Annotated in this window: 25 protein-coding genes and 1 pseudogene; 10 read left to right on the top strand and 16 right to left on the bottom strand. The window is 59.5% G+C overall.

Going from position 1 to position 25,131, the window contains the following annotated elements:
• The first annotated feature begins 82 nt into the window (after positions 1 to 82).
• Positions 83 to 400: a DUF3509 domain-containing protein gene (locus tag IB246_RS19125; protein WP_008025323.1), complete on the top strand. Its 318-nt coding sequence runs from the start codon at positions 83 to 85 to the stop codon at positions 398 to 400.
• Here IB246_RS19125 and IB246_RS19120 read toward each other — a convergent pair.
• Positions 397 to 897: a phosphate-starvation-inducible protein PsiE gene (locus IB246_RS19120; protein WP_008025322.1), complete on the bottom strand. Its 501-nt coding sequence runs from the start codon at positions 895 to 897 to the stop codon at positions 397 to 399. The genes IB246_RS19125 and IB246_RS19120 overlap by 4 nt on opposite strands.
• 356 nt (positions 898 to 1,253) lie before the next feature.
• Here IB246_RS19120 and IB246_RS19115 point away from each other — a divergent pair.
• Positions 1,254 to 1,493 (top strand): annotated as a pseudogene (locus tag IB246_RS19115) (YebG family protein); the annotation flags it as partial.
• Between the two features lie 164 nt (positions 1,494 to 1,657).
• Here the strand turns inward: IB246_RS19115 and IB246_RS19110 are convergent.
• The 3 genes from IB246_RS19110 to IB246_RS19100 form a co-directional block, all read right to left on the bottom strand.
• Complete coding sequence (locus tag IB246_RS19110; RefSeq protein ID WP_008041821.1) at positions 1,658 to 2,089, bottom strand: hypothetical protein; 432 nt, start codon at positions 2,087 to 2,089, stop codon at positions 1,658 to 1,660.
• On the bottom strand, positions 2,086 to 2,859 hold the full coding sequence (locus tag IB246_RS19105; protein WP_008041822.1) for a hypothetical protein: 774 nt from the start codon (positions 2,857 to 2,859) through the stop codon (positions 2,086 to 2,088). Before IB246_RS19105 ends, IB246_RS19110 begins: the two co-directional genes overlap by 4 nt.
• 159 nt (positions 2,860 to 3,018) lie before the next feature.
• Positions 3,019 to 4,038: a Glu/Leu/Phe/Val dehydrogenase family protein gene (locus IB246_RS19100; RefSeq protein WP_008025318.1), complete on the bottom strand. Its 1,020-nt coding sequence runs from the start codon at positions 4,036 to 4,038 to the stop codon at positions 3,019 to 3,021.
• A gap of 172 nt (positions 4,039 to 4,210) precedes the next feature.
• Here IB246_RS19100 and IB246_RS19095 point away from each other — a divergent pair, with 172 nt between their 5' ends.
• The gene (locus IB246_RS19095; RefSeq protein ID WP_008025317.1) at positions 4,211 to 5,014 is read left to right on the top strand and encodes a SirB1 family protein; all 804 of its coding nucleotides are present in this window, start codon (positions 4,211 to 4,213) and stop codon (positions 5,012 to 5,014) included.
• A 446-nt stretch (positions 5,015 to 5,460) separates the two neighbouring features.
• Here IB246_RS19095 and maiA read toward each other — a convergent pair whose 3' ends face one another.
• From maiA to hmgA, 3 genes are read right to left on the bottom strand one after another with little or no spacing between them, the layout of a single operon-like run.
• The gene (maiA, locus tag IB246_RS19090) at positions 5,461 to 6,096 is read right to left on the bottom strand and encodes a maleylacetoacetate isomerase (RefSeq protein WP_008037321.1); all 636 of its coding nucleotides are present in this window, start codon (positions 6,094 to 6,096) and stop codon (positions 5,461 to 5,463) included.
• A gap of 12 nt (positions 6,097 to 6,108) precedes the next feature.
• Positions 6,109 to 7,413: a fumarylacetoacetase gene (gene fahA / locus IB246_RS19085; RefSeq protein ID WP_008027000.1), complete on the bottom strand. Its 1,305-nt coding sequence runs from the start codon at positions 7,411 to 7,413 to the stop codon at positions 6,109 to 6,111.
• A gap of 3 nt (positions 7,414 to 7,416) precedes the next feature.
• Positions 7,417 to 8,721, bottom strand: coding sequence for a homogentisate 1,2-dioxygenase (gene hmgA, locus IB246_RS19080; protein WP_008026999.1), 1,305 nt, complete (start codon positions 8,719 to 8,721; stop codon positions 7,417 to 7,419).
• A 165-nt stretch (positions 8,722 to 8,886) separates the two neighbouring features.
• On the opposite strand from hmgA, the gene IB246_RS19075 reads away from it, so the two are divergent.
• Entirely contained in the window at positions 8,887 to 9,681 is a 795-nt protein-coding gene (locus IB246_RS19075) for an IclR family transcriptional regulator (RefSeq protein WP_008037322.1), read from the top strand.
• Here the strand turns inward: IB246_RS19075 and IB246_RS19070 are convergent, their stop codons facing one another.
• The 8 genes from IB246_RS19070 to IB246_RS19035 form a co-directional block, all read right to left on the bottom strand.
• Positions 9,682 to 10,044, bottom strand: coding sequence for a hypothetical protein (locus tag IB246_RS19070; protein ID WP_050562976.1), 363 nt, complete (start codon positions 10,042 to 10,044; stop codon positions 9,682 to 9,684). It abuts the gene before it with no gap.
• A 140-nt stretch (positions 10,045 to 10,184) separates the two neighbouring features.
• Positions 10,185 to 12,740 (bottom strand): LuxR C-terminal-related transcriptional regulator, encoded by a 2,556-nt coding sequence (locus IB246_RS19065; RefSeq protein ID WP_008037324.1) that lies wholly within the window; start codon positions 12,738 to 12,740, stop codon positions 10,185 to 10,187.
• Positions 12,741 to 12,880: 140 nt separating this feature from the next.
• Positions 12,881 to 14,248, bottom strand: a complete 1,368-nt coding sequence (locus tag IB246_RS19060; protein WP_008037325.1) for a DUF1329 domain-containing protein — start codon at positions 14,246 to 14,248, stop codon at positions 12,881 to 12,883.
• 23 nt (positions 14,249 to 14,271) lie between these two features.
• Positions 14,272 to 16,065 (bottom strand): DUF1302 domain-containing protein, encoded by a 1,794-nt coding sequence (locus tag IB246_RS19055; protein WP_008037326.1) that lies wholly within the window; start codon positions 16,063 to 16,065, stop codon positions 14,272 to 14,274.
• A gap of 494 nt (positions 16,066 to 16,559) precedes the next feature.
• Positions 16,560 to 17,471 carry an SDR family oxidoreductase gene (locus IB246_RS19050; RefSeq protein ID WP_008037328.1) on the bottom strand — a complete coding sequence of 304 codons (912 nt, stop codon included), beginning with the start codon at positions 17,469 to 17,471 and terminating at the stop codon, positions 16,560 to 16,562.
• 411 nt (positions 17,472 to 17,882) lie between these two features.
• Positions 17,883 to 18,785: an alpha/beta fold hydrolase gene (locus IB246_RS19045; protein WP_008037329.1), complete on the bottom strand. Its 903-nt coding sequence runs from the start codon at positions 18,783 to 18,785 to the stop codon at positions 17,883 to 17,885.
• Complete coding sequence (locus IB246_RS19040; RefSeq protein ID WP_008026984.1) at positions 18,785 to 19,567, bottom strand: class II aldolase/adducin family protein; 783 nt, start codon at positions 19,565 to 19,567, stop codon at positions 18,785 to 18,787. Before IB246_RS19040 ends, IB246_RS19045 begins: the two co-directional genes overlap by 1 nt.
• A gap of 223 nt (positions 19,568 to 19,790) precedes the next feature.
• Entirely contained in the window at positions 19,791 to 20,246 is a 456-nt protein-coding gene (locus IB246_RS19035; protein WP_008037332.1) for a flavodoxin, read from the bottom strand.
• 143 nt (positions 20,247 to 20,389) lie between these two features.
• Here IB246_RS19035 and IB246_RS19030 point away from each other — a divergent pair, with 143 nt between their 5' ends.
• Together IB246_RS19030 and IB246_RS19025 are read left to right on the top strand one after the other, a co-directional pair.
• The gene (locus IB246_RS19030) at positions 20,390 to 20,866 is read left to right on the top strand and encodes a PAS domain-containing protein (RefSeq protein WP_008037334.1); all 477 of its coding nucleotides are present in this window, start codon (positions 20,390 to 20,392) and stop codon (positions 20,864 to 20,866) included.
• A 54-nt stretch (positions 20,867 to 20,920) separates the two neighbouring features.
• Complete coding sequence (locus tag IB246_RS19025) at positions 20,921 to 21,526, top strand: hypothetical protein (protein WP_008037336.1); 606 nt, start codon at positions 20,921 to 20,923, stop codon at positions 21,524 to 21,526.
• 1 nt (position 21,527) lies between these two features.
• Here the strand turns inward: IB246_RS19025 and IB246_RS19020 are convergent, their stop codons facing one another.
• The gene (locus IB246_RS19020; protein WP_177318162.1) at positions 21,528 to 22,487 is read right to left on the bottom strand and encodes a MerR family transcriptional regulator; all 960 of its coding nucleotides are present in this window, start codon (positions 22,485 to 22,487) and stop codon (positions 21,528 to 21,530) included.
• Between the two features lie 211 nt (positions 22,488 to 22,698).
• Between IB246_RS19020 and IB246_RS19015 the strand changes: the two genes are divergently transcribed.
• The 4 genes from IB246_RS19015 (at position 22,699) to folX (ending at position 25,123) form a co-directional block, all read left to right on the top strand.
• Positions 22,699 to 23,268, top strand: a complete 570-nt coding sequence (locus tag IB246_RS19015) for a hypothetical protein (RefSeq protein WP_008037340.1) — start codon at positions 22,699 to 22,701, stop codon at positions 23,266 to 23,268.
• A gap of 173 nt (positions 23,269 to 23,441) precedes the next feature.
• Complete coding sequence (gene folM / locus IB246_RS19010; protein WP_008037344.1) at positions 23,442 to 24,152, top strand: dihydromonapterin reductase; 711 nt, start codon at positions 23,442 to 23,444, stop codon at positions 24,150 to 24,152.
• A gap of 21 nt (positions 24,153 to 24,173) precedes the next feature.
• Positions 24,174 to 24,749, top strand: coding sequence for a GTP cyclohydrolase I FolE (gene folE / locus IB246_RS19005; protein ID WP_008037345.1), 576 nt, complete (start codon positions 24,174 to 24,176; stop codon positions 24,747 to 24,749).
• A gap of 2 nt (positions 24,750 to 24,751) precedes the next feature.
• Entirely contained in the window at positions 24,752 to 25,123 is a 372-nt protein-coding gene (gene folX, locus IB246_RS19000; RefSeq protein ID WP_008026970.1) for a dihydroneopterin triphosphate 2'-epimerase, read from the top strand.
• Positions 25,124 to 25,131 lie beyond the last annotated feature (8 nt).

Genomic DNA, 25,131 nt, shown 5'->3' with positions numbered 1-25,131 from the left:
GACAGGCCAATGGTCCGGTGTTGCGAACCAACCCGATCATGGCCGGTCAACAACTGCACGTTCAATCAGGCGGTGACGCATCATGGACAACCCTTTTCAGCTCATTACCGATGCCTTTGCACCGGATTACCAGATCAACCTGAGCATTCAGGGGCTGGACGGCAGCATCATGCTGACCCTCTCCAACAGCGGCCGCGTCGTGGCCAAGCGAATGATCAGCGCCGAACAACGCAATGACCCCAAGCGCCTCAAACGCCTGGTGCAAAGTATTCAATTCGGCATCGCCATCGAGCAGGGTCACAGCGCAATGACCATCCTCGAAGCCATGACCGACAGCGACAATCGCACCCCGCCGCCGCCATCGACCAAAGCCCACCCGCGCCCCGCCATGCGGTTTTAAATCTCGCCCTTCTCCACTTCGGGATGCTCACTGGAACCCGCACCGGTCTTGCGTTGCGGGTGTTCGATCTTCACCGAAGGGAATTGCGACGAGGCGTAACGCACCACCAGAATCGCAAACGCCAGCAGCAGAATCCCGCCGCACAGGTAAATGATGCCCAGGTCCGGCGGATTGTGGTGCGAGACGTTGGAGATCAACAACCGCGTCAGCGCGGTGATCGCCACGTAGATCAGGAAACGCACCGGCATGTGATTGGTCTTGAAGTAAATCCCGACCATCGCGCCCAGTTCGAGGTAGATGAACAGCAGCAAGATGTCATCGATCTTGATGTGCCCCGCTTCGATCATCCCCAGAAACTCCATCACCGCCGCCCACGCGGTCACCGCACCGATGGCGAACAACGCCAGGTAGTGGAAGGTCTCGACGAACAGATTGCCCAGGGATTCGGCCAGTTGGTGCACGTTCTGCCGCAGGTTCTCGGCCCAGTTGATTTTCACGATGATTCTTCCTTAGCTCGGTTCGAGCGGATGATGCCGGTTGGACGTGACGGTTGTTCTGCATGCAGAAAAAAGGCCAGAGGTTGATGGTGAGATGGCGATAGGCTGCCAGTGGACACTTTTGTGCTGTCTGGACGGGCGCCTTCGCGGGCAAGCCTCGCTCCTACCTAGCGTTATTGCCCTGTAGGAGCGAGGCTTGCCCGCGAATGAAGCAACGCGGTCTACCTGACAAACGCTGATTTCGGTCTACATTAAAAAGCCACTACCCAAAGCGCAGGGATTCGCTTATCCTTTTCGCTGTATAAAAACACAGTGGTCGAAACAGACAACTATCGTGAAGGCATGTGAGGTGGTGAATGGCCGTCGAAGTGGTATACCGCAGCAGCCGAGATCTGGAGCGCTTGTTCATGGATAAAGCCGAAGCTGACCGTCATGACAAAATGCTCGAACTGGCCGAATTGCTGGCTGAAGTGTTGCAAAAAGCCGTTCCGTCCCTGACCGAGCAGCAAGTGGAAGAAGCCGGGATCTACATGGCGAAGAATCGCGATGTGTTCGCCAAGGCGTTCAAGAGCCAGCCGGATGCGTTGTCCGAGCTGCTGAGCGCGCCTGTTGAAGTCGCAGAACAGGTTGAAGTGGCAGAAACAGCTGAGCCGACCAAGCCAGCCAAAGCCGCTAAAACGCCGAAGTAAGCAACAGCCGAATTGAACAGGCCCTGAGTCGAATGACTCAGGGCCTTTTTCATGCCTGCGAAAAACGCGGCTCAAACCGTTCGCGGCGTTCGCTCGTCTGCAGCTGTCGAGCTTCCACGTACTGACGCCCCCCATGGCGACTGCGGAGAAAGTCCCTGGATGACGTAGAGATACGTTTCTTGCGCAGCGTAGTCGAGCACGCTGATCAAACCGCCGACATAGCTACCGTTGTAAAGGAAACCATCAAAGTTATAGGTCACCGTGAAGGTGATCTGTGCCTCGGCACTTTTGCCCGAGGCCTCGATGATCGTGCCCGCCAACGTTGCTGGCGATACGGTGCTTCCCTCGTACGGGATCGGATCCTGGTAGAAATCCGGTAGCGCCAATGCGCCTGTCACCGAATCGGTGTCGAACGTCAACGTGCCGCTCTGCCAAACCTGCAACCCGTTCGGGTTGGCGCTCGCGTCGAACAGGCTGACGGAGAAGGTGTAAGAAGTGCTCATGATTTCACCCATGGCCGTTCAACGACGTTCAACAGGTAGACCTCTTCACTGTCAGGCGTCAGTGAAAACAGGTAGCCATTGTTGAGGAAGTCCTCGTGATCGCTGACATCGATGGGCCAACCGGGGTACTGATTACCGTCGGCGTCCAGCACCCACATGAACTTGACGTTGTAGTCTGTCGGGGTGGCCGATTTGTAGACACCGCCGGCGACCTGCGTCCCGTCGTCAAACCGCGCCCATGCCATGACGACCGGCGAGCCAACACTGATTTCGTCGGGCACCGGTGTATTGCCCTGCATGATCAGCGTCCACGCCTCTTTACCGCCGGCAGGCAGCATCATTCGCGCAACGTGTTGCGGCGCCGGCGATCCTGCTGCCTGTCCCGTAACGGCGCCCTGACCAACGCCCGTGCCCTGCGCGACATTGAGGGTATAACCAAACGTGTTTTCACCGGGTTGCTGCACCGGGCCGGTGATGGTGCAGATCAGGCCATTTTGCTGGGCGACCTCCACGTAGGGGTCCCAGGTACCGGGCGTCGATCCCGAATTGATCACGCAGTTGATGGCCGGGTTTTCAGACTGGTAGAGGGTGAAGAAGACGTTGCCGTCGTTGTCCCATAAACCGGTGCTCACCGGACCTGCGGTGCCGGGGGTGAAAATAGTGATCTGCCCGCCGTAATTGGCGCCGTTATCGTCGCTGACAAACGACACGCCAATATCAAGGCTGGAGTTGATCGTGAAATTGCAGGTGAGAGAAGAACTGGAAGACATGATTCGCTCCTTGAAATCACGAAAAAGCAGTGCGCCAGTCATGATTGCCCCAGACGCTGGCAGGCCCTCATCAACCGGGCGGGTGGCGTTGCGCCATCCCGCTTGCAGCGTAGTCAGGTCTTTAGAATTTGCCAGCGAAGTGAAGGGCGCGGCGAGCCTTTACCGGTACAAGACTTTCTCCGCCAACTCGTCCGCCACCCGGGCGGGGGAACGTTTCTCAGCCTGCGCATGGGCGAACACTTCGGTCAGCCGTGAGCTGATTTTCGACAAGTGCGCGGTGATGGTCGTCAGCTCTTCGCCACGGTGTTTGAGCGACACGTAGATCAGCCCGCCGGCATTGATCACATAATCCGGCGCATAAAGAATGCCTCGCCGTTCCAGTTGATCCGCGACATCCAGATGAGTCAGTTGGTTATTCGCCGAACCGGCCACCGCCGAGCAACGCAGTTGCGTAACGGTGTTGCTGTTGAGCACGCCGCCGAGGCCGCACGGCGCGAGAATGTCGCAAGGCGTGCTGAGCAACGCCTCGTTGGCAATCGGGTGAGCCCCGAGTTGCTCCATCGCCAGTTGCACCTTGCCGTGATCGATGTCGCTGACCAGCAGTTCGGCACCGGCAGCGTGTAACTGCTCGGCCAAGGCATAACCGACATTACCCAGGCCTTGTATGGCCACGCGCAGGCCTTCGAGGTTGTCGCTGCCCAGGCGGGCCATGGCGGTGGCACGAATGCCGGTGAATACGCCCATCGCCGCGTGAGGCGCCGGATCGCCCGCCGAAGTGGTGCTGGTGACGTGCTGGGTCTGTTGGGCGATGCAATCCATGTCCGCCACTGAGGTACCGCTGTCGATGGCCGTGATATAGCGCCCGTCGAGCTGATTGATGCAGCGCCCGAACGCTTCGAACAACGCGGCGCGGTTTTCCACATGGACCGGTCGAACAATCACCGCCACGCCGCCACCCTGAGCCAGGCCGGCCAGTGCCGCCTTGTAACTCATGCCTTGAGCCAGACGAATGGCATCCTCGACCGCGGACTCGTCGCTTGGATAGGCAAGGTAACGACACCCGCCCAGGGCAGGCCCCAGACGGCTGTTATGAATAGCAATGACCGCCTTCAACCCGGTGACCGAGTCGACGCTCAGATGCAGCGATTCAAGGCGAGTGCTTTGCATGAGAGCGAACATCGTAAGGGCTCCCGAATCACTTCTTGTAGTCGCCAGTATAGGCTTGCGCCCAAAATTTGCAGAAGCGCACCGGAATAAGCGGCGCCGCCATTCAGGCTTTCGGACATAACCTGCGCGGCACTGGACGAATGCCGCAGGGGAGGCTAAAACGAGGCATGTCCCGGAGATTTTGATGACGCCCCGCCAACGCTTTTTCGACTGCCTGCAACGATCACCGCCCGCGCTGTTCGAAGCGGCGCTGTGGATTGCCGTCGAGCACGATAAAGAGGTGGATCCGCAGGCGGTACTGGCGAATTTCAAGGACCTGCAACAGCGCGTCAGTTACGGCTTGCCGATGTTGCCGGTGAGCGAGCTGGCCCAGCCGCTGTTGCGACGCCTGAATGATCTGGGATACGCCCAGGACGATTTCACGCCATTGCGACCGCAAGTGGCCTTGCTCGACAAAGTGCTGGAGCGCCGACGTGGCCAGCCATTGGCCCTGGGCCTGATTGCACTGGAACTGGCCAGAGGCCTGGAAATCCCCCTGGTCGGGGTCAACTTCCCAGGGCATTTCCTGCTGCGGGTTCCGGGGGCCGATCACCTGCTGGACCCTTGCGGCGGTCGACGGTTGTACCCCAACGATTGCCGGGAACTGCTGCAACGCCAGTACGGCCCGAACATGAAACTCAGCGCCGAACATTTGCTGACGGCCGAGCCGGTGCAAATGCTCCAGCGGTTATCACGCAACCTGCGCCAGTTGCACCTTTCCCACGATGACTACATTGGCGCGTTGATCGACGCCGAACGCGTGCTGGAACTGGGCAACGCCAGCGCCTCCGATTACCTGGCCCGGGCCAGCCTTTACCAGCGGCTGGACTGCCCGAACGCCGAGCGTTTCGATCTGGAGCATGCGCTGCTGCTCAGCGACGACCCTATCCAGCGGATCCGCCTGACCGAACGACTCGGCCACCTGCCCCCCAACTCAATCGTCCACTGAACACCTGCAAGCGCCGGCTTGCTGGCGATTCAAACGCAGCGGTCAGTCAGGAACATCGCGTTATCGTTCATCGCCGGCAAGCCGGCTCCTACAAAAAACTGTGCGGCAATTGAACCTGTAGGAGCCAGCTTGCTGGCGATTCAAACGCCGCGGACCATCAGGAACACCGCGTTATCGTTCATCGCCGGCAAGCCGGCTCCTACAAAAAACTGCGCGGTATTTGACCCTGTAGGAGCTGGCTTGCTGGCGATTCAAACGCCGCGGTCAGTCAGGAACACCGCGTTATCGTTCTTCGCGAGCAAGCTTCGCTCCTACAGGGAATTGTGCGGTATTTGAACCTGTAGGAGCCGGCTTGCTGGCGATTGATACGCCGCGGTCAGTCAGGAACACCGCGTTATCGTTCATCGCGAGCAAGCTTCGCTCCTACAGGGGGCGGTGTGATGTTTTCAAGGAGTGTCTGGCTGATTGGCCGGGTGCGCTTTCATGAACGCTGGATGCGTCGCGGCCAGCGTCGCCACTCGACGAATCCGTGGGTATGCCTCCAGCGAAATGTTGAAACGTTCAGCCGCGTACAACTGCGGAATCAGGTACACATCCGCCAGCCCCGGTTCAGCGCCGAAGCAATAACCTTCATCACCAATCAACTGTTCCACCGTCGCCAGCCCTTGGCTGATCCAGTGCCCGATCCACTCGACCACCTGCGGTTCATCGTGGCCCAACTGCCGCAGCCTGTTGAGCACGCTGACGTTGTGCAGCGGATGCACGTCGCAGCCAATCACCGCCGCCACACCGCGCTCATGCGCGCGAGCGGCGAGGTCTTTGGACAGCAGCGGCACCTGTGGATAACGTTCCTCCAGGTACTCGATGATCGCCGGTGACTGGATCAGCAACTCGCCTTCGTCGGTGCGCAAGGCCGGCACCCGGCCTTGCGGATTGATCGCCAGGTACGGTGGCTGGCGATGCTCACCGCCCGGCGGCGCGATCAGGTTGATCGGCAACGCCCGGTAATCCAGGCCCTTCAACGCCAATGCGATACGCACCCGGTAAGACGAAGTCGAACGGTAGTAGGTATAGAGTTCCATGACCCGTTCCTCTTAACGCGCCGGCAGCACTTTGCCACGGCATTCGCCGAAACCGATGGAGGCAAAACCGTCGCGGCTGCAACGGGCGCGCAGGATGATTTCGTCGCCGTCCTCAAGGAATTTACGCACTTCGCCGGAGGCCAGTTCGATCGGCTTTTTACCGCCCTCGGTGATTTCCAGCAGGCTACCGAACTGACCGTTTTCCGGCCCCGACAAAGTGCCCGAACCAAACAGATCGCCGGCCTGCAACTGGCAGCCGTTGACGCTGTGGTGCGCGACCATTTGCGCCACGGTCCAGTACATGTGTCGGGTGTTGCTCAGGGTCAGGCGATGGGCCGGCAGGTTCTGCTCGCGCATGCCTTCGGTCAGCAGCAGCACTTCCAGTTCGATGTCGAAGGCACCCGCGGCCTGGTCACGTTTGTCGAACAGGTAAGGCAGCGGCTGCGGATCGCCTTCCGGACGCGCCGGTTGCGCACGACGGAACGGTTCCAGCGCCTCGGCCGTCACCACCCATGGCGAGATGCTGGTAATGAAACTCTTCGACAGGAACGGCCCCAGAGGCTGGTATTCCCACGCCTGGATATCCCGCGCCGACCAGTCGTTGAGCAGGCAGAAACCGGCGATGTGATCGGCGGCGTCGCCGATGGCAATCGAGTCGCCCATGTCGTTGCCCTGGCCGATCCAGATGCCCAGTTCCAGTTCGTAGTCCAGCCGTGCACACGGGCCGAAGGTCGGTTCGGTCTGACCGGCCGGCAGGGTCTGGCCTTTCGGACGGCGAACGTCGGTGCCGGACGGGCGAATGGTCGATGCGCGGCCGTGGTAACCGATCGGCACGTACTTGTAGTTCGGCAGCAGCGGGTTGTCGGGACGGAACAGTTTGCCGACGTTTTGCGCGTGCTCGATGCCGACGTAGAAGTCGGTGTAATCGTTGATTTTCGCCGGCAGGTGCATCTCGCAGTTCGCCGCCAGCGGCAGCAGTTTTGCACCTTGGGCTTCGATCTTGCCGTGCAGGGTGCTGCCTTCCTTGAACAGTTCGATCAAGCGCTCACGCAGGGCAACACGAGCCTCGCGGCCGAGTTCGAAAAACGCATTGAGCTGACCGCCACGGGTGGCTTCGACCGCCGCTTTTGCAGCACCGTCGAACAGGCCGGCGTCGAGTGCCGCTTGCAGATCAAAGATGTGTTCGCCAATCGCCACGCCACTGCGCGGCGCAGAACCCTTCACGCTGAACACGCCCAGCGGCAGGTTTTGCAACGGGAAGTCGACATGGCCGTTGGCGGAGGCAACCCAGCTACGAGTGATGGAAGTCTGAGTCATGGGTTATCTCCGGGTCGGGTCGAAAGTAGCGGGCAGCGTGGCCCAGCAGGCATCGTAATGGGGTTGCAGTTGTGGGCAGTCGAGGGCGAAGCGACTCGGGCGCAGCACCTGACTGGTCTCGAACATGAAGGCCATGGTGTTGTCGATTTTCGCTGGTGCGAGTTCTGCGTTGATCGCTTTGGTACAGGTTTCCCCGTCCGGGCCGTGGGCGCTCATGCAACTGTGCAGCGACGCACCGCCGGGCACGAAGCCTTCGGCCTTGGCGTCGTACTCGCCCTTGATCAGGCCCATGAATTCGTTCATCAGGTTGCGGTGGAACCACGGTGGACGGAAGGTTTTTTCGGCGACCATCCAGCGTGGCGGGAAGATCACGAAGTCGAGATTGGCCAGGCCATGGACGCTGGTCGGCGAAGTCAGGACGGTGAAAATCGAAGGATCCGGATGATCGAAGCTGACCGTACCAATGGTGTTGAAACGGCGCAGGTCATATTTGTACGGCACGTTATTACCGTGCCAGGCGACCACGTTCAGCGGCGAATGATCGAGCTCGCAGCCCCACAACTGGCCGAGGAATTTCTGCACCAGGGTGGTCGGCTGCTTGAGGTTTTCGTAATGGGCGACCGGGGTCAGGAAGTCCCGTGGATTGGCCAGACCGTTGCTGCCAATCGGTCCGAGGTCCGGCAGGCGCAATGGCGCGCCGTGGTTTTCCGCAATATAGCCACGCGCCTGCGGGTCGAGCAGTTCGACGCGAAATTTCAGACCGCGTGGCAGCACGGCAATTTCCAGCGGTTCGAGTTCCAGCACGCCCAGTTCGGTGGCAATGCGCAGGCGGCCCAGTTCCGGCACCAGCAGCAGTTCGCCATCCGCGTTGAAGAACACGCGCTCCATGGAGCGGTTGGCACGGTAATGGTAAATGCTGATTCCGGCCGGTTTTTCCGCCGCCGAATTGGCAACCATGCTCACCAGCCCGTCAATGAAATCGGTGGGCTCGGTCGGGATGTCCAACGGGTTCCAGCGCAGGCGATTGGGGGTCACTTCACCCAACGGTCCGCCGGCCAGTTGCCGATCCAGTTTGACGAATGCCGGGTGATTGGCCGAGGGCTGAATGCGGTACATCCAGGTCCGCCGCGCTTCGGCGCGAACCATGGTGAACGCGGTGCCGGAGAACAGCTCAGTGTAGAGGCCGTATGGGGCTTTTTGCGGGGAGTTCTGGCCGACGGGCAGTGCGCCGGGCAACGCTTCACTGCTGAACTCATTGCCGAAACCGGACTGATAAGCCAGCGCGGGCGCCGTTGAATCGAGGTTCATGGAGCCTCCTGAACAGGGAGTAGGCAATGGCCTGTCGCTCTGTTGCAGAGGTCTCGGCACGCCTGGGTTATTTTTATCGTAATTCAATTACGCATAACGTAATTTGATTGGTATTGACCGTCAAGCTATAAAGACGCCCATTCGTCCCGGGATCAGACTGCCTCCATGGAAACGCCGCGCAACAACGACAAACAGAAAGTCCGCTCGGCCGAGGTCGGCACCGACATCCTCAAGGCACTGGCCGAGTTGTCGCCATCGACTTCACTGTCGCGCCTGGCCGAGCATGTGCAGATGCCGGCAAGCAAGGTTCACCGCTATCTACAGGCGTTGATCGCCAGCGGTTTTGCCGAACAGAACACCGCCACCAACCATTACGGCCTGGGCCGCGAAGCGCTGCGCGTGGGGTTGGCCGCACTTAACAGTATGGACGTGCTGAAAGTCGCCGCCCTGCCCTTGGCCGAACTGCGCGATGAATTGAATGAAACGTGTTTTTTGGCGGTGTGGGGCAATCAGGGCGCAACCGTGGTGCATATCGAACCGGCGGTGCGCGCGGTGACCGTGGTGACGCAATTGGGCTCTGTGTTGCCGTTGCTCAGTTCATCCACGGGATTGGTGTTTGGCGCTTATCTGCCCAAGCGTGAAACGGTGGATTTGCGCGAGCAGGAAGTGCTGGCAAACAGTTCCCATACGCTGGCGGACGATCAGGCTTATGTGACCTTGTGTGAACAGATCCGCGAGCGCGGCCTGCACCATGTGCATGGATTGTTGATGCCCGGCGTCGATGCGTTGTCGGCCCCGGTGTTCAACGCGGTGGGGAATGTGGTGGCCGTCATGACCATCGTTGGCCCGGCGTCACTGTTTCACGCCGACGAAAACGGCCCGGCGGCGCAGCGATTGCTGGCTGCGACGCGGGCCGTTAGTTGGCGAATGGGATATGAGCCATCCGTTGTCACTGGTTAATTAAGCTGGCAGGCTACTGTTGCGCTTAATTGCTTCTCGGTAGGACTCAACCACAATACGACCTGCAGTATTAAGATCAATGCTGTCCAAATAGGCAACGCGATCAGCTTTATCAAAAGTCCATCGCTTTGAAAAAATACCCGCGTATTCAGTATTGAACCTGGGCAACTCATCCGCCTGCACTTGTTCCATGATAGCCCAGCTCAAACTCTCGGAGTAATCAACCACCTGCTTTCCCTCGTCGTTGATCACTACCGAGTTCAGGTAAGTTTCATCAACATTAATGGTATACCCTAAAACACCGAACGCACCAGTCAACTTTTTACTTACTTCTTCCAGCAAATTATTACTCACAAATAGCATCCTTACTAATAATGGAAGTCGGCCAAAACACATTCAAAAAATATAAACACTGATTGACGGGCCGACGCCCACTTTATAAACAACCCAACTAATTTAGTACACCCCAAAACTTGTATGTAGACGTAAACACACCGAACACTTCAAACAACAATCCCCAGAACTTTGGCTTTGGCCACAGCCTGAGTCCTCCGCTCTACACCCAACTTTCCATTGATCCGCCGCGCGTGGGTTTTAACGGTATGTAACGATATGAACAACTGATCAGCTATCTGTTGATTGGAGTTACCCAGGGCGACTAACTCAAGCACTTCTATTTCACGCTGACTCAAGCGGTTCTGGACCGAAGCCAGCGGTTCAGCAGGGTTACCCGACTCGGTACGCCCGATCGCCTCCGGCAAGCGTGGCTGGCGCAATTGCAGATCGCGCAGGGCCTGTTGAAGATTGCAGCGCTCGACCAGTGCCAAACCTTCCTGCATCGCCTCGCGAGCGGCAGGCGTGTCGCCCGTCAGCCAGGCCACTTCTGCCAGCGCCAGGTGCAATTGCGCTTGCAGCCCCGCCATTCCCCGTTGGCGCGCCCAGTGCAACTGAGCCTCGAGCTGCACCAGAGGGTTTGGCGCCTGCCCTCGATACACTTCGGTCAGCACCAGCAGGTATTCAAGGCCGGGAATCAGCTCCAGCGTCGCCGGTGGCGCCTGACGAGCATGGACGCCGTGATAGTGGCGTAGCACCCGGGTCAGGGCTTCATGGGCCAAATCCGGACGGCCCTGCTGTAGCCAGAAATGGCAGCTGTATTGCAGCAGAACACTGCGGTAGACCGTGTCTGGAATCCGCCGCTGTTGCATCAATCGTTCGGCGTCACGCAGCAGGACAAAAGCCTGGGCGTAGTCCTGGCGATTGGCGGCCAATTGCGCGAGGCCGAGGAAACCGTAAAGCACGCGTTTGTCCTGGCTACGCAGGCAGATTTGCAGGCCGCTCTCGAAGTACGCAGCCGCCTGCGTCTCTCGTCCCTGACACAGGCTCAAGCGTCCGCGCTGCAAGGCAATCCGCCCCAGCAGCGGTTGGGCCAGCGGTTGCTGCTGGACGAGCAAGCCATGCATGTTGGCCAGCAGGGTTTCGGCCCGGCCGGACGCACCACGCTGCTCGAGCAATTGCGCATGATCGAGTTCCAGCAGCCCCTCGAACACCAGCGAACCTTGCGCACGCGCCAGGCACAACGCCTCACGGTTGGTCGCCTGCGCCACGTCGAGCTCGCCCCTGAGCAAGGCTTGCTGGGTCAGCGCTGACAGGCACATCAGCCGAGCCGTCCAGAGCGAGGGATCGAGTTCGTCGAGTGCCTCAAGCAAATGCGCGCGCGAAGGCTCCATGCGCCCCTGCAAATGCAACAGCCAACCCTGCATCGCCTGCCAACGCGCCATCAGCTGCCGTTGATGCAACGCCGACGGCTGAGGGGCGAAGCGTGACAAATGCCCGATGCACTCACCCGCCTGCTCGAACCGCCCGGCAAACAGCAACGCCGCGGTGATCAACCCCACCAGTTGCGGCGAGCCAAGCATCAGCTCGTCGCCTTTGTGTTCATGCAGACGCAACAACAGCACCACGGTCTGCTCTTCGAACAGGTGCTCGAAACTGAAATGCTGCAACAGGCTGACCGCGACCTCGAACTCTTCGGCCAACAAGGCTTGTTCAAACGCAGCTTTCCAGTCCAGTTCGGCGGCGAACCACTGACAAGCGCGGCGATGCCAGGAACGTCCCGCCGGCCACTGCTCTTCGCGCATCAATTGCGTGAGGGGGGTGAAAATCTGCAGCCAGTCGGTCGAGTCCTGCCAGGGCTCGATGAAGCAGCCCAACGCCTGCAACGTGCTCAGGCATTGGGCGCCCTCGCCTGCACCGAACAGGTGGTCGCACAACCGCGCATTGAATCGCTGCAAATGGGCCAGCACCCGCCAGGCTTCTGCCAGCTCCGGGGTCAGCATGCCGAACAATTCGTGTTCGAGGTAATCGTGCAGGGTGTCCGGCCGACCGTGCAGCGACTCGCTGCGCGACCAGTCGCATTTTTGCAGCAGCGCTATCCGCACACCCGCGCACCAGCCACCGCTGAGTTCGATGATCCTGCCGGCACGTTTCGCCGCCTGCTCCGGCTCCAGGTGATGCAGCAGTCGGGCAATTTCCGTTTGAGTGAAGGCCAGCGTGGCGCGCTCGCAGTCGTACAGCTCATCGGCGAGCAACAAGCGTGGCCAATTGCATTGCGGGCGGCGGCGACCACTGAGCCACCAGGTAATCATCGGACTGCTGATAGCCAGCAACCGGTCGAGCAGCAGGTCCAGCTCCGGGTTGGGCGTGCGGCAATAGTCATCGAGGCACAGCCAGGTCGGCGTCTGCCATTGAGCCAGCGATGACAGCAATGCGGATTCGTCCGCCGCGGCCAATCCCAACGCGTGGGCCAGCCGCTGCCGAAAATCGGCAGCCTCCATCGGCGCCCCCGCCAACGGCAACCAACAGACCCGGCACTGCTCGGGCGCCTGCAACAGGCATTCGATCAGCAGCGCACTCTTGCCACTGCCCGCCGGCGCACAGAGCAATTTCACGCGTGCGGTCGAGGCCAGTAACGGCTCGATCAGCCGCTCGCGAGACTGGTGATGGGAAGACAAACGGGGCAGAAGTCCAGGACGGTCCAGACACGGGGTCATGGCGGTCATAGTGGTGCGCCTTTTTATAATTGTGGCGCCACCCTAGCCCTCTCTACACGGCTTGTTGAAGAAGTATTCAACACACTTATCGACACCTATAAAAAAGGTGACCGCGAAGTCACCTTTTTCTGTAGAGCCTGTAGGAATGATTACCTCACCCCTGTACTCCGCAGCGCTGCTGGCGTGTAGTCACCTGCTTTGGCATCGATGCCGAATTCGAAGCTGCGCTTCTCCTCGTTCTTCATCCCCAGTGCGATGTAGCGACCGGCGATCAAGTCGTACAGCGCTTCAACGGTGTAGGCCGGAACCTGGTGATCGTAGTAGAACTGGGCATGACCTTCGGCCACACGCCACAGCTGACCGCGACCGTCATAGTGATCGGCCAGTGCCACCTGCCAGCTGTCTTCGTCGATGTACATGTGACGCTTGGCGTACACGTGCCGTTCGTTGGGCTTGACCGTGGCGACAACCTCCCAGACCCGGTGCAGCTCGTAGCGTGTGAGGTCCTGATTGATATGCCCGGCCTTGATCACATCGGTGTACTTGAGGTTGGGCGAGTCGAGCTTGTAGCTGTTGTAAGGGATGTACATTTCCTTCTTGCCGATCAGCTTCCAGTCATAGCGATCCGGTGCGCCGGAAAACATGTCGAAGTTGTCGGTGGTGCGCAACCCGTCGGACGAGGTGCCGACGCCGTCATAGGCCACCTGCGGCGCACGCCGCACGCGACGCTGACCGGCGTTGTAGATCCAGGCCTTGCGCGGTTCCTTGACCTGGTCGAGGGTCTCGTGAACCAGCAACACGTTGCCGGCCAACCGCGCCGGCGCCGTGACTTCCTGCTTGAAGTAGCTGAGCACGTTGTCGTCGCTGCCGGGTTTCAAGTCCCCCAGCAGCGAAGGCACGGCGACTTCATCCTTGAAGCGGATCACCGTGAAATCGCCATTGGACTGCGGCGTGGCCTGGGTGATGGTGCGACGCAAATTGCCGCCGTGATAACGGGTGACGTGGTTCCAGATCACCTCAACGCCGTTCTTCGGAATCGGAAACGCGTAGTAGCGATTGCCGGTGAAATTGGCCAGGCCATTGCCGTCGTTGATCGGCGTTACATTCAGCGCGCTGCGCTTGGCCGACTCGTAGATGTCCGCTGGCAAGGCCACTGTACGGTGGGTCGGATAGACCGGGATCTTGTAGGTCTCCGGGTAGCGTTTGAACATCGCGATCTGGCCGTCGGAGAGCTTGTCCTTGTACTTGTCGACGGTTGCCGCCGTGATGGTAAACAGCGGCTTTTCATTGGCGAACGGGTCGGCAAGGAACCCTTTGCTGTCCACCGCGCCGGCGTTTTTCGGGATGCCGCCGGTCCAGGCCGGAATCGAGCCATCGGCATTACCCGCCTTCTCGGCGCCCAACGGCGTCAGGCTGGTGCCGAGTTTATTGGCTTCTTCCGGCGACACCGCGGCCATTACATCGACGGCCAACAGGCTCAGGGCCAGAACGCTGCATTGCAGAATCATTTTGCGCATTGAAATCATCCTTCTCAGCCAGATCAGAAGTTCACGCCAAAGCTCAGCGCCAGGAAGTCGCGATCTTCCAGGGTGTTGTAGTCACCGCCGAAGAAATCGGTGTAACTCAAGCTCGCGGTATAGGTGTTGCGATAGTCCGCATCGACGCCGACGCTGATGGCCTTGGCGCCTTCGTTGAACAGCCCGTTGGGGCCGTAACCGGCGACGTCATGGGACCACGACAGGTTGGGTTTGAAATTGATTCCGGCGATGACGTTGTTGTAATCAAGGATCGCGCGGGCACGGTAGCCCCAGGATGTCGAGGTGACGAAACCGTCGGTATCACCACGGAAACCGTACTGTCCGTAGACCGAGTCGCGGCCGTAACGCAGCTTGCTTTTGTCTTCCAGCCCGCCGACGTGAACAACGGCCGCCTCACCCACCAGGGTCAAACGGTCCGCGCCGGCGACCTGATCGATGAAGTGCGTCAGGGTGCTCTGGATCTGCGTCACTTCCTTGCGGCGATAGCCTTTGTTATCCGCGCCTGGCCGGGTGGCGATTGGCGAAGCAGCGCCGCCGGCAATCGGGTTGAGCAAGGCCAGTGTCAGGTCGGTGCTGTTGACCTGCACCGGTGCGTTGGGGCGATAGCTGATCTCGCCGGTCCATGCGGTGCCGGTCGGCAAGGTGGTGGAGAAGCTCGCGCCGTAGAGGCGGATGTCTTCCGGGTATTCGAGATAGTACTGGCCGCGACCGAGCATCACGCTCTGGGCCAAGGCCGAACCGGTGCCGGGTGCGATGGCGTTCGCGGTAGAAACGATGGCCGGAATCCGTGCCAGCGTCCCCGCCCCGGCAGTGGTGGTGCCAACATTCGGGGTGCGGCTGTGGTAGTTCATGAAGTACAGGCCGTACTCGGTGTCATCACCCAACCAGCGCAACGCCGTGCCCCATTGCCCGGAGTCGCGGGCGTCGCGGTCGCCACCACGGGGCACGATCACCCCTTCCTTGCTGACCTGGAAGCCTTGGCCGAATGCGGCAGCAATCGGTTGCAACGGTGCAATCGCCGGGCTGGCGACCGTGTATCCCGTGTTGCAGCCATCTGCCGCCACGTCCCCGCCGAAGAAGGTGCCGCAGTTGTCGAGAACGGTCTGGTCCCACTCCAGTTGATAGAAACCTTCCACGGTAAGTTTGTCGGTCAGGCCCTGAGAGGCGAACAGCATGTTCACCGGAATCAGGCCTTCCTTGATTTCCGCGCCAGGACGACGGAACGCTGAAACGTCGACCGGGTTGATGCTGTTGATCGAGTTGCCGATGAAGGTACTTTCGCCCCAACTGACCACCTGTTTACCCGCGCGCAAGGTGCCCGGCAGATCGGCGATGGAATAGTTGTGATAGACGAACGCATCGAGGATCTGCGCGCCGGCAGACTTGGAACCCTCCTTGCGATTGTGATCGCTGATCGGCTTGAACTCGCGGTCTTCGTCCTTCAGTTCGAAGTCGTACCAATACTTGCCACGGACGAACACGCCGGTGTCGCCGTACTTCAGTTCGAGGTCGTGAATGCCCTTGAAGATCTTGGAGTAGGTTTCGCCCTTCTTGAAGTTCAGACGCCCGTCGTCACCGGTCGACGCCTGGCCGGTCCCGCCGTTGACGATGCCCACCAGCGATTTATCGGCATCGCGCATGCCCCAACTCGCGCCGACGGACAGTGAGGAGTCGAATGTCCCCTCGATTTCGCCAATGTTGAATGAAACGGCCTGCGCCTGGGCGCAGCAACCCAAGGCAACCGCAGCGGCCAGCGCCTGCGGTGTGAAGATGGCGCGCATTGTTGTTTTTGTCATGCGTCTTCCCCGGTGAGTGACAGAAGGCCACACCCTACTGCCGCAGGTCGGGAGCGATAAGCGCACCAAGGAGGTATTCGTTGTGTAGCTCTAAAGGATGAATGGCCTTGCGGCGCGGGGAGTTGCGCGAGGTATGGATGAAGTGGATGGAGGTTCATCAGCCGGATGCATGAGCGCAAGACTGTTGCCCAGGCTGCAATACTGCATGTCTGGAATCGCTATTTTTCCTTTGGACTCAAGCGCTTATTCTTGTCGGGCTTTCACGGCAACAGCCTGACAGCACACCGCGATGGCGTGTGATCAGTCCGCGCCATTGGCGACAGATTTCAGATGTGTCGAAGGTTTCGACTCATCACCCCATGTTCACTGACGTTGATTTGTAGCTCCTTGATCCAACGTCTTACTTTGGCCGCTGCGTTTGCAGCGGCCTTTTTTATGGGCGATGGTTTTGCGCGGAGGCAGAACTCAGGCGAGCCCTGCGCGAGGCGAAGGAATCAGAGGGAATACTTCTGCAAATTGCCCATCATTTCCTTCAGCGCCTCGATGTTGTCCTTTGGATGCGCTGCGCCTTCGAAGTCGCAGATCTGCTGCCAGTGCGCCGCCACATCTTCCGGTGAAAACCCGACCCGTGGATCGAACCCGGCGCCGAGGCTGCGCTCCCAACGCACCTTGCCCATCCAGCCGCCACCGACCTCAAACAGCCCCGAGGTTTCCTGGCAGTTTTCGCTGGCGAGGTACACCACCAGCGGGCTGACCAGTTCCGGCTTGAGTTGTTCGAACACTTGCGGCGGGATCAGGCCTTCGGTCATGCGGGTGCCGCCGGTTGGGGCGATGGCGTTGACCAGGATGTTGTTTTTGCGGCCTTCGATGGCCAGGGTGCGGGTCAGGCCGTAGAGGCCGAGCTTGGCCATGCCGTAGTTGGACTGGCCGAAGTTGCCGTAGATGCCCGAGGTGGATGCGGTGAAGATCACGCGACCATAATTTTGCTCGCGCATGTGCGGCCAGGCGGCGCGGGTGACTTTGTAGGCGCCTTCGACGTGGACGCGATAGACCAGGTCCCAATCGGCATCGTCCATTTTGTGGAAAGTCTTGTCCCGCAGGATCCCGGCGTTGTTGACCACTACGTCGACCCGGCCGAAAACGTCGAGGGCGTTCTGGACGATTTTGTCGCCGTCGGTGACGGAGTCATGGTTGGCCTCGGCAATGCCGCCGGCCTCACGGATTTCCGCGACTACGCGGTCTGCTGCCGAAGCGTTTGCACCTTCACCTTGCGCCGAGCCACCGAGATCGTTGACCAGCACCCTGGCGCCCTGTTTCGCGAACAACAGCGCATGAGCGCGGCCCAGGCCACCACCGGCTCCGGTGATGATCACGACTTTATCTTCGAAGCGCACAGGCTCATTCATTAGGGGGGACTCCAGCAGGCCGAGGGACAATAAGTCCGAGTCTCAGGCAAGGCGCTGCCGGTCACAATGAACACGGGGTAGGCTGAATGGTGCTCGATAAGGCGGGGGGATGATGAGCGCGTGGACCGAGTCACGGCCCATCGCCAGCAAGCCGGCTCCTACAGGACCGGGGTGCCCCAAACTCATCAAACACCACAAAAACCCTGTAGGAGCCGGCTTGCTGGCGATGGCAATCCGACAGACACCACAACCCTCAAGAACGCATTCGCCGGCAAGAATTGGGATGAACACCACCTCACCAAACACCACAAAACCTGTAGGAGCCGGCTTGCTGGCGATGGCAATCTTACAGACACCACAAGCCTCGAGGACGCCATCGCCGGCAAGCCGGCTACAAGGTTGCTGCGATGTTTACGAACAGGCCACTTTCAGCGGCGTTGAAATCAGCCGGTCGCGAAACGCCAGATAATGCTTGAGCACCTGAGCCGGTGCTTCGGTTTGCGGGTAATGGCCGATGCCGGGCAGCAGGACAGTGTCCGGGTTCGGGATCAGCTCCCGATAGCGTTCGACCATATGCCCGCCGGAGATCGGATCGACCTCGCCATCGATCACCCGCAACGGCACTTCGCCGCGCTGCATGGCACTCACCCAACGCTCGCGCTGAACCCTGCGCTCGGGGATGTAGGCAATCAGCTTGTGCATGATCCGTGGCCCGTGATTGCTGTCGATCAGGCTCCAGAAATCATCCATCTCACTCTCGGTCGGACGGCTCTGCGGTCCGAAAATCTGGCGGAAACTCTTCACCAGCGCATCACGGGAAAACGCGCGGCCGATCATCCAGCCCACCGGGCTGAGCAACAGTTTTTGCATCAGTACCGGGCGATGGGTTTCAGGAAACAGCCCCCCATTGAGGAACACGCAACTGGCGAGATGAATGCGCGCCTCGTAATGCCGGGCCAACAGTTCCTGAGCCACGCTGTCACCATAATCGTGGGCGAGCACGTGCACCGGTTGCTCGACGTTCAAATGCTCCAGCAATGCCTGTTGCAGATCGGCCTGCTCCAGCAGGCTGTATTCATGATCCACCGGTTTGGCTGAATCGCCGAAACCGAGCATGTCGCAGGCAATCACCCGATAACGCTGGGCCAGCGGCTGCCACAGGTAGTGCCAGTCCCAACTGGCGGTCGGGAAGCCGTGAATGAGCAACAGCGGCTCACCCTGCCCTGCCGTCCAGTAACGCACCGTCTGATCACGAAAGTCGAACGTCTGGCTGCGCTTGCGCCAGACACACAGGGGGATCTCGGCGAGAGGCATCAGAGTTTATATCCCGCGTCTTGTTTATCGAGTTTGCGCAGCAGCGCCGGCCAGGCCAGTGCGCCGCCCATCCCTTGTGCACTTTTGGTGACGCCGGCGATCATCGCCTTGGCGCCCGCCAGAATCTGCGGTTCGATGGCGATGAGTTCCGCGCCACCGTTCTGTGCCAGCACCTGGATCTCGCAGGCGCGCTGAAAGGTGAACATCATCAGGAACGTGTCGGCGATGGTGCCGCCGCAGGTCAGCAACCCATGGTTGTGCAGCATCAGGAAATTGTTTTCACCGAGGTCGGCCTGCAGCCGCGCCTTCTCTTCGTGGTTCAGCGCAACGCCTTCATAGGCGTGATACGCCAGGCTCGACAGAACAAACAGCGACTGTTGGCTGATCGGCAAAACGCCTTGCTTCTGCGCCGACACCGCAACGCCGGCCGCCGTGTGCGTGTGCAATACACAGACGACATCGTGCCGCACTTCGTGCACGGCGCTGTGGATGGTGTAGCCCGCCGGGTTGATCTCGTAAGGGCTGTCCATCAGCTTGTTGCCGGCCTGATCGACTTTGACCAGGCTCGAAGCGGTAATTTCGTGGAACATCAACCCGAACGGGTTGATCAGGAAATCTTCAGTGCCTGGCACCTTGGCGGAGATGTGCGTGAAGATCAGATCATCCCAGCCATGCAGGGCGACCAGACGATAACAGGCGGCCAGATCGACGCGGGTCTGCCACTCGGCGGCACTGACCTGGTCTTTGACACTGTGGGGAGATTGGACGGGGGCTACGCTCACGACAAGGAACTCCTGTTCTTATTGTTTTGCTCACGTTTAGCAGTCTAGTCAGCCCCCGGGGTTCGTGTAGTTGCATTGGCAGCCAGCTTGATGACCTAGCGAGTCACTGCGCCAGACAGCTTGGATCCATGTCAAAGTACTGCCGCCAACAAGGGGTCCGCGAACCGGTTCCGCAGCCCCGAATCGGCACAATCCTGGCTCGCCTTGCTGCGCGAATGGCCAGTCAGCCCTGCAGAGCGGTGACGAGTTCCGCCAGCCAGGGTTCGGCATCGGTTTCCGGGGTGACGCTTTCGCTGGCATCCAGGCGCAGCATCGGCAGCACTTCGCGGATGCCCAGTTCGCCGAACAGCTCGCGCATCAGCTCACCGCCGCCACAGAACGTATCGCCGTAGCTCGCATCGCCCAGGCCGATCACCGCGCCCGGCAAACCACGCCAGGCGGCCGGCAATTGATCGCGAATGGCGAAATACAACGGTTGCAGGTTGTCCGGCAGTTCGCCCATGCCCGTGGTCGAAGTCACTGCCAGAAAGGCTTGCGGGCCAAACGCCTGAACATCGGCAAGGCTAGCGCGCGGGTTGTGAAAGGTCTCGAAGCCCGCGGTTTTCAAAATATTCGCAGCGTGGCGAGCGACTTCTTCAGCCGTGCCGTACACCGAGCCCGAAAAAATGGCGACTTTCATCAATCTGATCCTGAAGCTGAGTAAAAAGATGAGGGATATTAACAGCCGCAGCAAAAAAGCTGCGATTAGCTCTCATTAAGCATTGAAGGCCGCTAGAGTTCTTTTAGAATGCTGCGCTCAATCAATCTGGAAAGGATTCTCCGATGATCAACGCACAACTGCTGCAAATGGTGATTGACGCGTCCAACGACGGCATCGTGATTGCCGAAAAAGAAGGTGAACACGACAACATCCTGATTTACGTCAACCCGGCGTTCGAACGGTTGACCGGTTACACCAGCGAAGAAATCCTCTACCAGGATTGCCGCTTTCTGCAATCAGGTGACCGCGACCAGGAAGCGCTGCCCTTGATTCGCAATGCGTTGAGCAGTGGCGGCTCCTGCCGGGAAATCCTGCGCAACTACCGCAAGGACGGCACGCCCTTCTGGAATGAGCTGTCGCTTTCTACGGTGAAAAACCCGAGTGACGGTCAGACGTATTTTGTCGGCGTGCAAAAGGACGTCACCGTGCAGGTCAAGGCGCAGCAGCGGGTAGCGCAGCTTGAAGCGCAAGTGGCAGAGCTTCAGGCCGAGCTCGCCGCGCTCAAACCGACGAACGGCGCAAACAAAACCGAGAATTGATTGTCATTAACTACAATCACCGATGACTTTGTTACTTTTCCTTTCGAGCCCATCATGCAGCGCGACGCACTCCTGACCCAGGATGAGCTGGATTTTATCCAGACCATGCAACACAACCCGCAACTCAATGTGCGGGATGCGACGTCGAGTCTGCTTGTAAATGGTGGTTCGCAAATCCGTGACTTGCTCACGCGCCTTGCTGCTCATGAGCAAGTCACGATCCAGGCCAACTTCGAAAATCAGCAAATGACCTTCCCGCTGCACCTGGTGGAAGACGAATTTCACGCGCTGCATTTACGTCTCGGCGTACCCAGCATTTATGAAGACGGACCGCTGGTCCGGCCATGGCGCCTGGTCCTCGAAGAACCGGTCGCCCTGGAAAATGCCGCCGGCCATGCCGGCACGATGTGGGTGCATGAAGTGTCGTTCAAAGGGGTTTTGCTGGAAGTTCGCAACAAGACCAAACCGCCCAAGCATTTCGCGTTGTGGTTCAGCCCGTCAGGCTATGAACGTATCGCGTTGCGCGGCACCTTCGAGAGAGAAACCGAGAACGGCTTCTTTGCCTATCAGTTGAGTCAGAGCGACAAGGATGAAACCGAGCGCCTTCGCCAGTACATCCTTCAGCAGCATCGACTGACCCACCCGACCCTGCATCTGTGATTCAGGTGTCCAGGTTGCCTGCCAGGAACTGTTTCAGGCGCTGACGCATCACCACTCCTTCGTTACCCAGGCAGCCGATGGACGATCCGTCCAGGCTCTCCTGCACCAGTTCCGACGCGTCACCGGCCAGCATCAACTGGCAATCCAGGCTCATCGCCAGACGATTCAAACGTCGCGGCAAATCGCTGGTGGGCGCGTGATTGGAAAACAGCACCAACGCCTGGGGCTTGACCCTTTCGCAGATCAGCGCCAGTTCATCAAAGGGCTGACCAACCGCCAGCAATTGAATGGCCGAATCGACACTGCTCAAAAACAACGCCGTGACCAACAGTTCGAGTTCGCGACATTGATCGTTCAGGGGACAGACAATCACGCGCCGTGGCTGCATGACGCGCACCAGCAGCAGCCGCTGTAACACCCGGGAACGCAAAAAACCGTCCAGGAATAGCCACTCGCTGGCCTGGCCGAACACTTCCTGACGTTGCAGAAATTGCTTCCAGAGTGGCATCAGAATGTCCTGAAACGCCACGGTCAGGGGGTAACTGGAAAAGATCTGCCCATAGACCTGCTCCAGTTGCACCTCATCGAACACGCTCACCGCCGCTTTGACTTGTTCCTGCCACTGCGCGTAGTCAGCCTGCACCAGTTCGTTGGGGATGATGTGCGACAACGCTTGAAGCGGAGCAGTCTTGGCCAGTATCTTGCCGACCTTGCTGACGGCGACGCCACGTTCGATCCAGCCCAGGATGCTGCGGACCCGCTCGATATCGGTCATTGCGTACAAGCGATGCCCGCTTTCGGTGCGCATTGGCTGAATCAGACCATAACGTCGCTCCCACGCCCGCAAGGTGACCGGATTGACGCCGGTCAGCCGTGATACTTCACGGATCGGAAACAGTTCTTCCTTTTCTATGGAAAGAGCACGCGGCAAACCAGCGACATCTTCAGTCAAGACAGGCATAGGGCAATCAACGTCCGCGCATAAATTGGATCCCATTCTACCTCTCTTGCCCCATCACCATTCAATACATTGATGAACGACGATTGTCGCTGCCATAACCTGTAGAATCCGGACTAATCCTTGCTTGTTCCGAGACGCAGCCCATCACCCCGGCGCTGCGGCTGGCGAAACTCCTATCCGGAGTAACGCGATTGTCATACGGAGATACATAATGTCTACCTCCCCCGTCACGCTGATGGTTGCGCGCCGCGTCGCCGATGGGCGTTATCAGGACCTGATGACCTGGTTGCGCGAAGGCGAACAACTGGCCACCGATTTCCAGGGTTATCTCGGCTCAGGCGTGCTCGCCCCGCCGCCCGACGATGACGAATTCCAGATCATTTTCCGCTTCGCCAACGCGCAGACCATGCACGCCTGGGAGCATTCGGCCTCGCGTACCGCCTGGCTCGCGCGCGGCAGCGACTTGTTTGCACATAAGACGGAACATCGTGTGAGCGGCATCGAAGGCTGGTTCGGTGCTGCCGGCGCACGTCCGCCTCGCTGGAAACAGGCCGTGGCAATCTGGTTGGCGTTCTTCCCGGTGTCGTTGTTGTTCAACTTCGTACTGGGGCCGTTGCTCGGCGAAATGAGCCTGCTGCCTCGGGTGTTCATCAGCACGCTGTGTCTGACGCCGTTGATGGTCTACTTCTTTATTCCACTGTCGACCCGTTTGTTGGCAGGTTGGCTGCAAAGTACACCGCAACGACGGTTGCCCGCCGAGCCGTCCTCCCAAAATCACTGAGCCCTTGTAGGAGCGAGGCTTGCCCGCGAAAGCGATGTACCGTTCAACATATTTTGTCGACTGTTACACCGCTTTCGCGGGCAAGTCGGATCGCCGCGCCGCACGCTCCTACAAAAGCCACCTCACGGCTCGTCGCTGGTATAGTTTTGCTCTTACCGCGACGCGAGCCGTTCATGACCTCTTCATCCGCCCCGATCCTCATCACCGGTGCCGGCCAGCGTGTCGGCCTGCACTGCGCGCAGCGATTGCTCGAAGACGGCCATGCGCTGATCTTCAGCTATCGCACTGAACGCCCAGGCGTACAGGCATTGCGCGATCTGGGGGCGACGGCAATCCTCGCCGACTTTTCCAGCGAGGGCGGGATTCTCGCCTTCATCAGCGAACTGAAAACCCACACCGACTGCCTGCGGGCGATCATTCACAACGCATCCGAATGGCTGGCCGAAACGCCGGACACCGACGCCGCAGCGTTTACCCGCATGTTCAGCGTGCACATGCTGGCGCCCTACCTGATCAACCTGCACTGTGCCGACTTGTTGCAACGCTCGACCCCGGCGGACATCGTGCACATCAGCGATGACGTCACGCGCAAGGGCAGCAGCAAGCACATCGGCTACTGCGCCAGTAAAGCCGGGCTCGACAGCCTGACCCTGTCCTTCGCGGCGAAGTACGCGCCTGACATCAAGGTCAACGGCATCGCCCCTGCCCTGCTACTGTTCAACCCTGACGACGACGCGGCGTACCGCGCCAAGGCTCTGGCCAAATCCGCATTGGGTATCGAACCCGGTAGCGACGTGATCTACCAAAGCCTGCGTTATTTGCTCGACAACCCTTATGTCACCGGCACGACCCTGACCGTCAACGGCGGGCGGCACCTCAAGTAAGTTGCCCCGCGAGGATATTTCATGACGTTATCCCGGCCCCAGAACGCCCTGTCCCAGAACTACCGCGAGATCCTCATCGGCCTCGGTGAAAATCCCGACCGCGAAGGCCTGCTCGATACGCCGGCGCGCGCAGCCAAAGCCATGCAGTACCTGTGTCATGGTTATGAGCAATGTGTCGAAGAAATCGTCAACGGCGCGTTGTTCGCCTCTGACAACGATGAAATGATCATTGTCGACAACATCGAGTTGTACTCACTCTGTGAACATCACCTGCTGCCCTTCATCGGCAAGGCGCATGTGGCTTATATTCCAACGGGTAAAGTGCTGGGCCTGTCGAAGATTGCACGGCTGGTGGACATGTTTGCCCGTCGCCTGCAGATCCAGGAAAACCTCACCCGGCAGATCGCCGACGCGGTGCAACAAGTGACCGGTGCCGCCGGTGTCGCGGTGGTCATCGAGGCACAGCACATGTGCATGATGATGCGCGGCGTCGAGAAACAGAATTCGACCATGAACACCTCGGTGATGCTCGGCGCCTTCCGCGATTCGAGCAACACCCGTCAGGAGTTCCTGCAATTGATTGGACGGAGCAAGTAGCAATGCCACAACTTCAACCAGGAATGGCACGCATCCGGGTCAAGGACCTGTGCCTGCGGACGTTCATCGGGATCAACGAGGATGAAATCCTCAACAAGCAGGACGTGCTGATCAACCTGACGATCCTGTATGCAGCCCAGGAAGCGGTGCGTGACAACGACATCGATCACGCGCTGAATTACCGGACCATCACCAAAGCGATCATCGCTCACGTGGAAGGCAATCGCTTTGCCCTGCTCGAACGCCTGACCCAGGAAATTCTCGATCTGGTCATGGCCAATGAGTCGGTGCTGTACGCCGAAGTCGAAGTCGACAAGCCCCACGCCCTGCGTTTCGCCGAGTCAGTGTCGATCACCCTGGCCGCGAGCCGCTGACCGCGTCT

The sequence above is a fragment of the Pseudomonas sp. PDM01 genome (assembly GCF_014852325.1).
Taxonomy (GTDB): domain Bacteria; phylum Pseudomonadota; class Gammaproteobacteria; order Pseudomonadales; family Pseudomonadaceae; genus Aquipseudomonas; species Aquipseudomonas migulae.
This window is presented reverse-complemented; position numbering and strand designations above follow the sequence as displayed.

Coding starts and splice junctions, on each gene's coding strand:
- IB246_RS19125 (WP_008025323.1), top strand. CDS start 83: ATGGACAACCCTTTTCAGCTCATTACCGATGCCTTTGCACCGGATTAC.
- IB246_RS19110 (WP_008041821.1), bottom strand. CDS start 2,089: ATGAGCACTTCTTACACCTTCTCCGTCAGCCTGTTCGACGCGAGCGCC.
- IB246_RS19105 (WP_008041822.1), bottom strand. CDS start 2,859: ATGTCTTCCAGTTCTTCTCTCACCTGCAATTTCACGATCAACTCCAGC.
- IB246_RS19100 (WP_008025318.1), bottom strand. CDS start 4,038: ATGTTCGCTCTCATGCAAAGCACTCGCCTTGAATCGCTGCATCTGAGC.
- IB246_RS19095 (WP_008025317.1), top strand. CDS start 4,211: ATGACGCCCCGCCAACGCTTTTTCGACTGCCTGCAACGATCACCGCCC.
- maiA (WP_008037321.1), bottom strand. CDS start 6,096: ATGGAACTCTATACCTACTACCGTTCGACTTCGTCTTACCGGGTGCGT.
- fahA (WP_008027000.1), bottom strand. CDS start 7,413: ATGACTCAGACTTCCATCACTCGTAGCTGGGTTGCCTCCGCCAACGGC.
- hmgA (WP_008026999.1), bottom strand. CDS start 8,721: ATGAACCTCGATTCAACGGCGCCCGCGCTGGCTTATCAGTCCGGTTTC.
- IB246_RS19075 (WP_008037322.1), top strand. CDS start 8,887: ATGGAAACGCCGCGCAACAACGACAAACAGAAAGTCCGCTCGGCCGAG.
- IB246_RS19070 (WP_050562976.1), bottom strand. CDS start 10,044: ATGCTATTTGTGAGTAATAATTTGCTGGAAGAAGTAAGTAAAAAGTTG.
- IB246_RS19065 (WP_008037324.1), bottom strand. CDS start 12,740: ATGACCGCCATGACCCCGTGTCTGGACCGTCCTGGACTTCTGCCCCGT.
- IB246_RS19060 (WP_008037325.1), bottom strand. CDS start 14,248: ATGCGCAAAATGATTCTGCAATGCAGCGTTCTGGCCCTGAGCCTGTTG.
- IB246_RS19055 (WP_008037326.1), bottom strand. CDS start 16,065: ATGACAAAAACAACAATGCGCGCCATCTTCACACCGCAGGCGCTGGCC.
- IB246_RS19050 (WP_008037328.1), bottom strand. CDS start 17,471: ATGAATGAGCCTGTGCGCTTCGAAGATAAAGTCGTGATCATCACCGGA.
- IB246_RS19045 (WP_008037329.1), bottom strand. CDS start 18,785: ATGCCTCTCGCCGAGATCCCCCTGTGTGTCTGGCGCAAGCGCAGCCAG.
- IB246_RS19035 (WP_008037332.1), bottom strand. CDS start 20,246: ATGAAAGTCGCCATTTTTTCGGGCTCGGTGTACGGCACGGCTGAAGAA.
- IB246_RS19030 (WP_008037334.1), top strand. CDS start 20,390: ATGATCAACGCACAACTGCTGCAAATGGTGATTGACGCGTCCAACGAC.
- IB246_RS19025 (WP_008037336.1), top strand. CDS start 20,921: ATGCAGCGCGACGCACTCCTGACCCAGGATGAGCTGGATTTTATCCAG.
- IB246_RS19020 (WP_177318162.1), bottom strand. CDS start 22,487: ATGCCTGTCTTGACTGAAGATGTCGCTGGTTTGCCGCGTGCTCTTTCC.
- IB246_RS19015 (WP_008037340.1), top strand. CDS start 22,699: ATGTCTACCTCCCCCGTCACGCTGATGGTTGCGCGCCGCGTCGCCGAT.
- folM (WP_008037344.1), top strand. CDS start 23,442: ATGACCTCTTCATCCGCCCCGATCCTCATCACCGGTGCCGGCCAGCGT.
- folE (WP_008037345.1), top strand. CDS start 24,174: ATGACGTTATCCCGGCCCCAGAACGCCCTGTCCCAGAACTACCGCGAG.
- folX (WP_008026970.1), top strand. CDS start 24,752: ATGCCACAACTTCAACCAGGAATGGCACGCATCCGGGTCAAGGACCTG.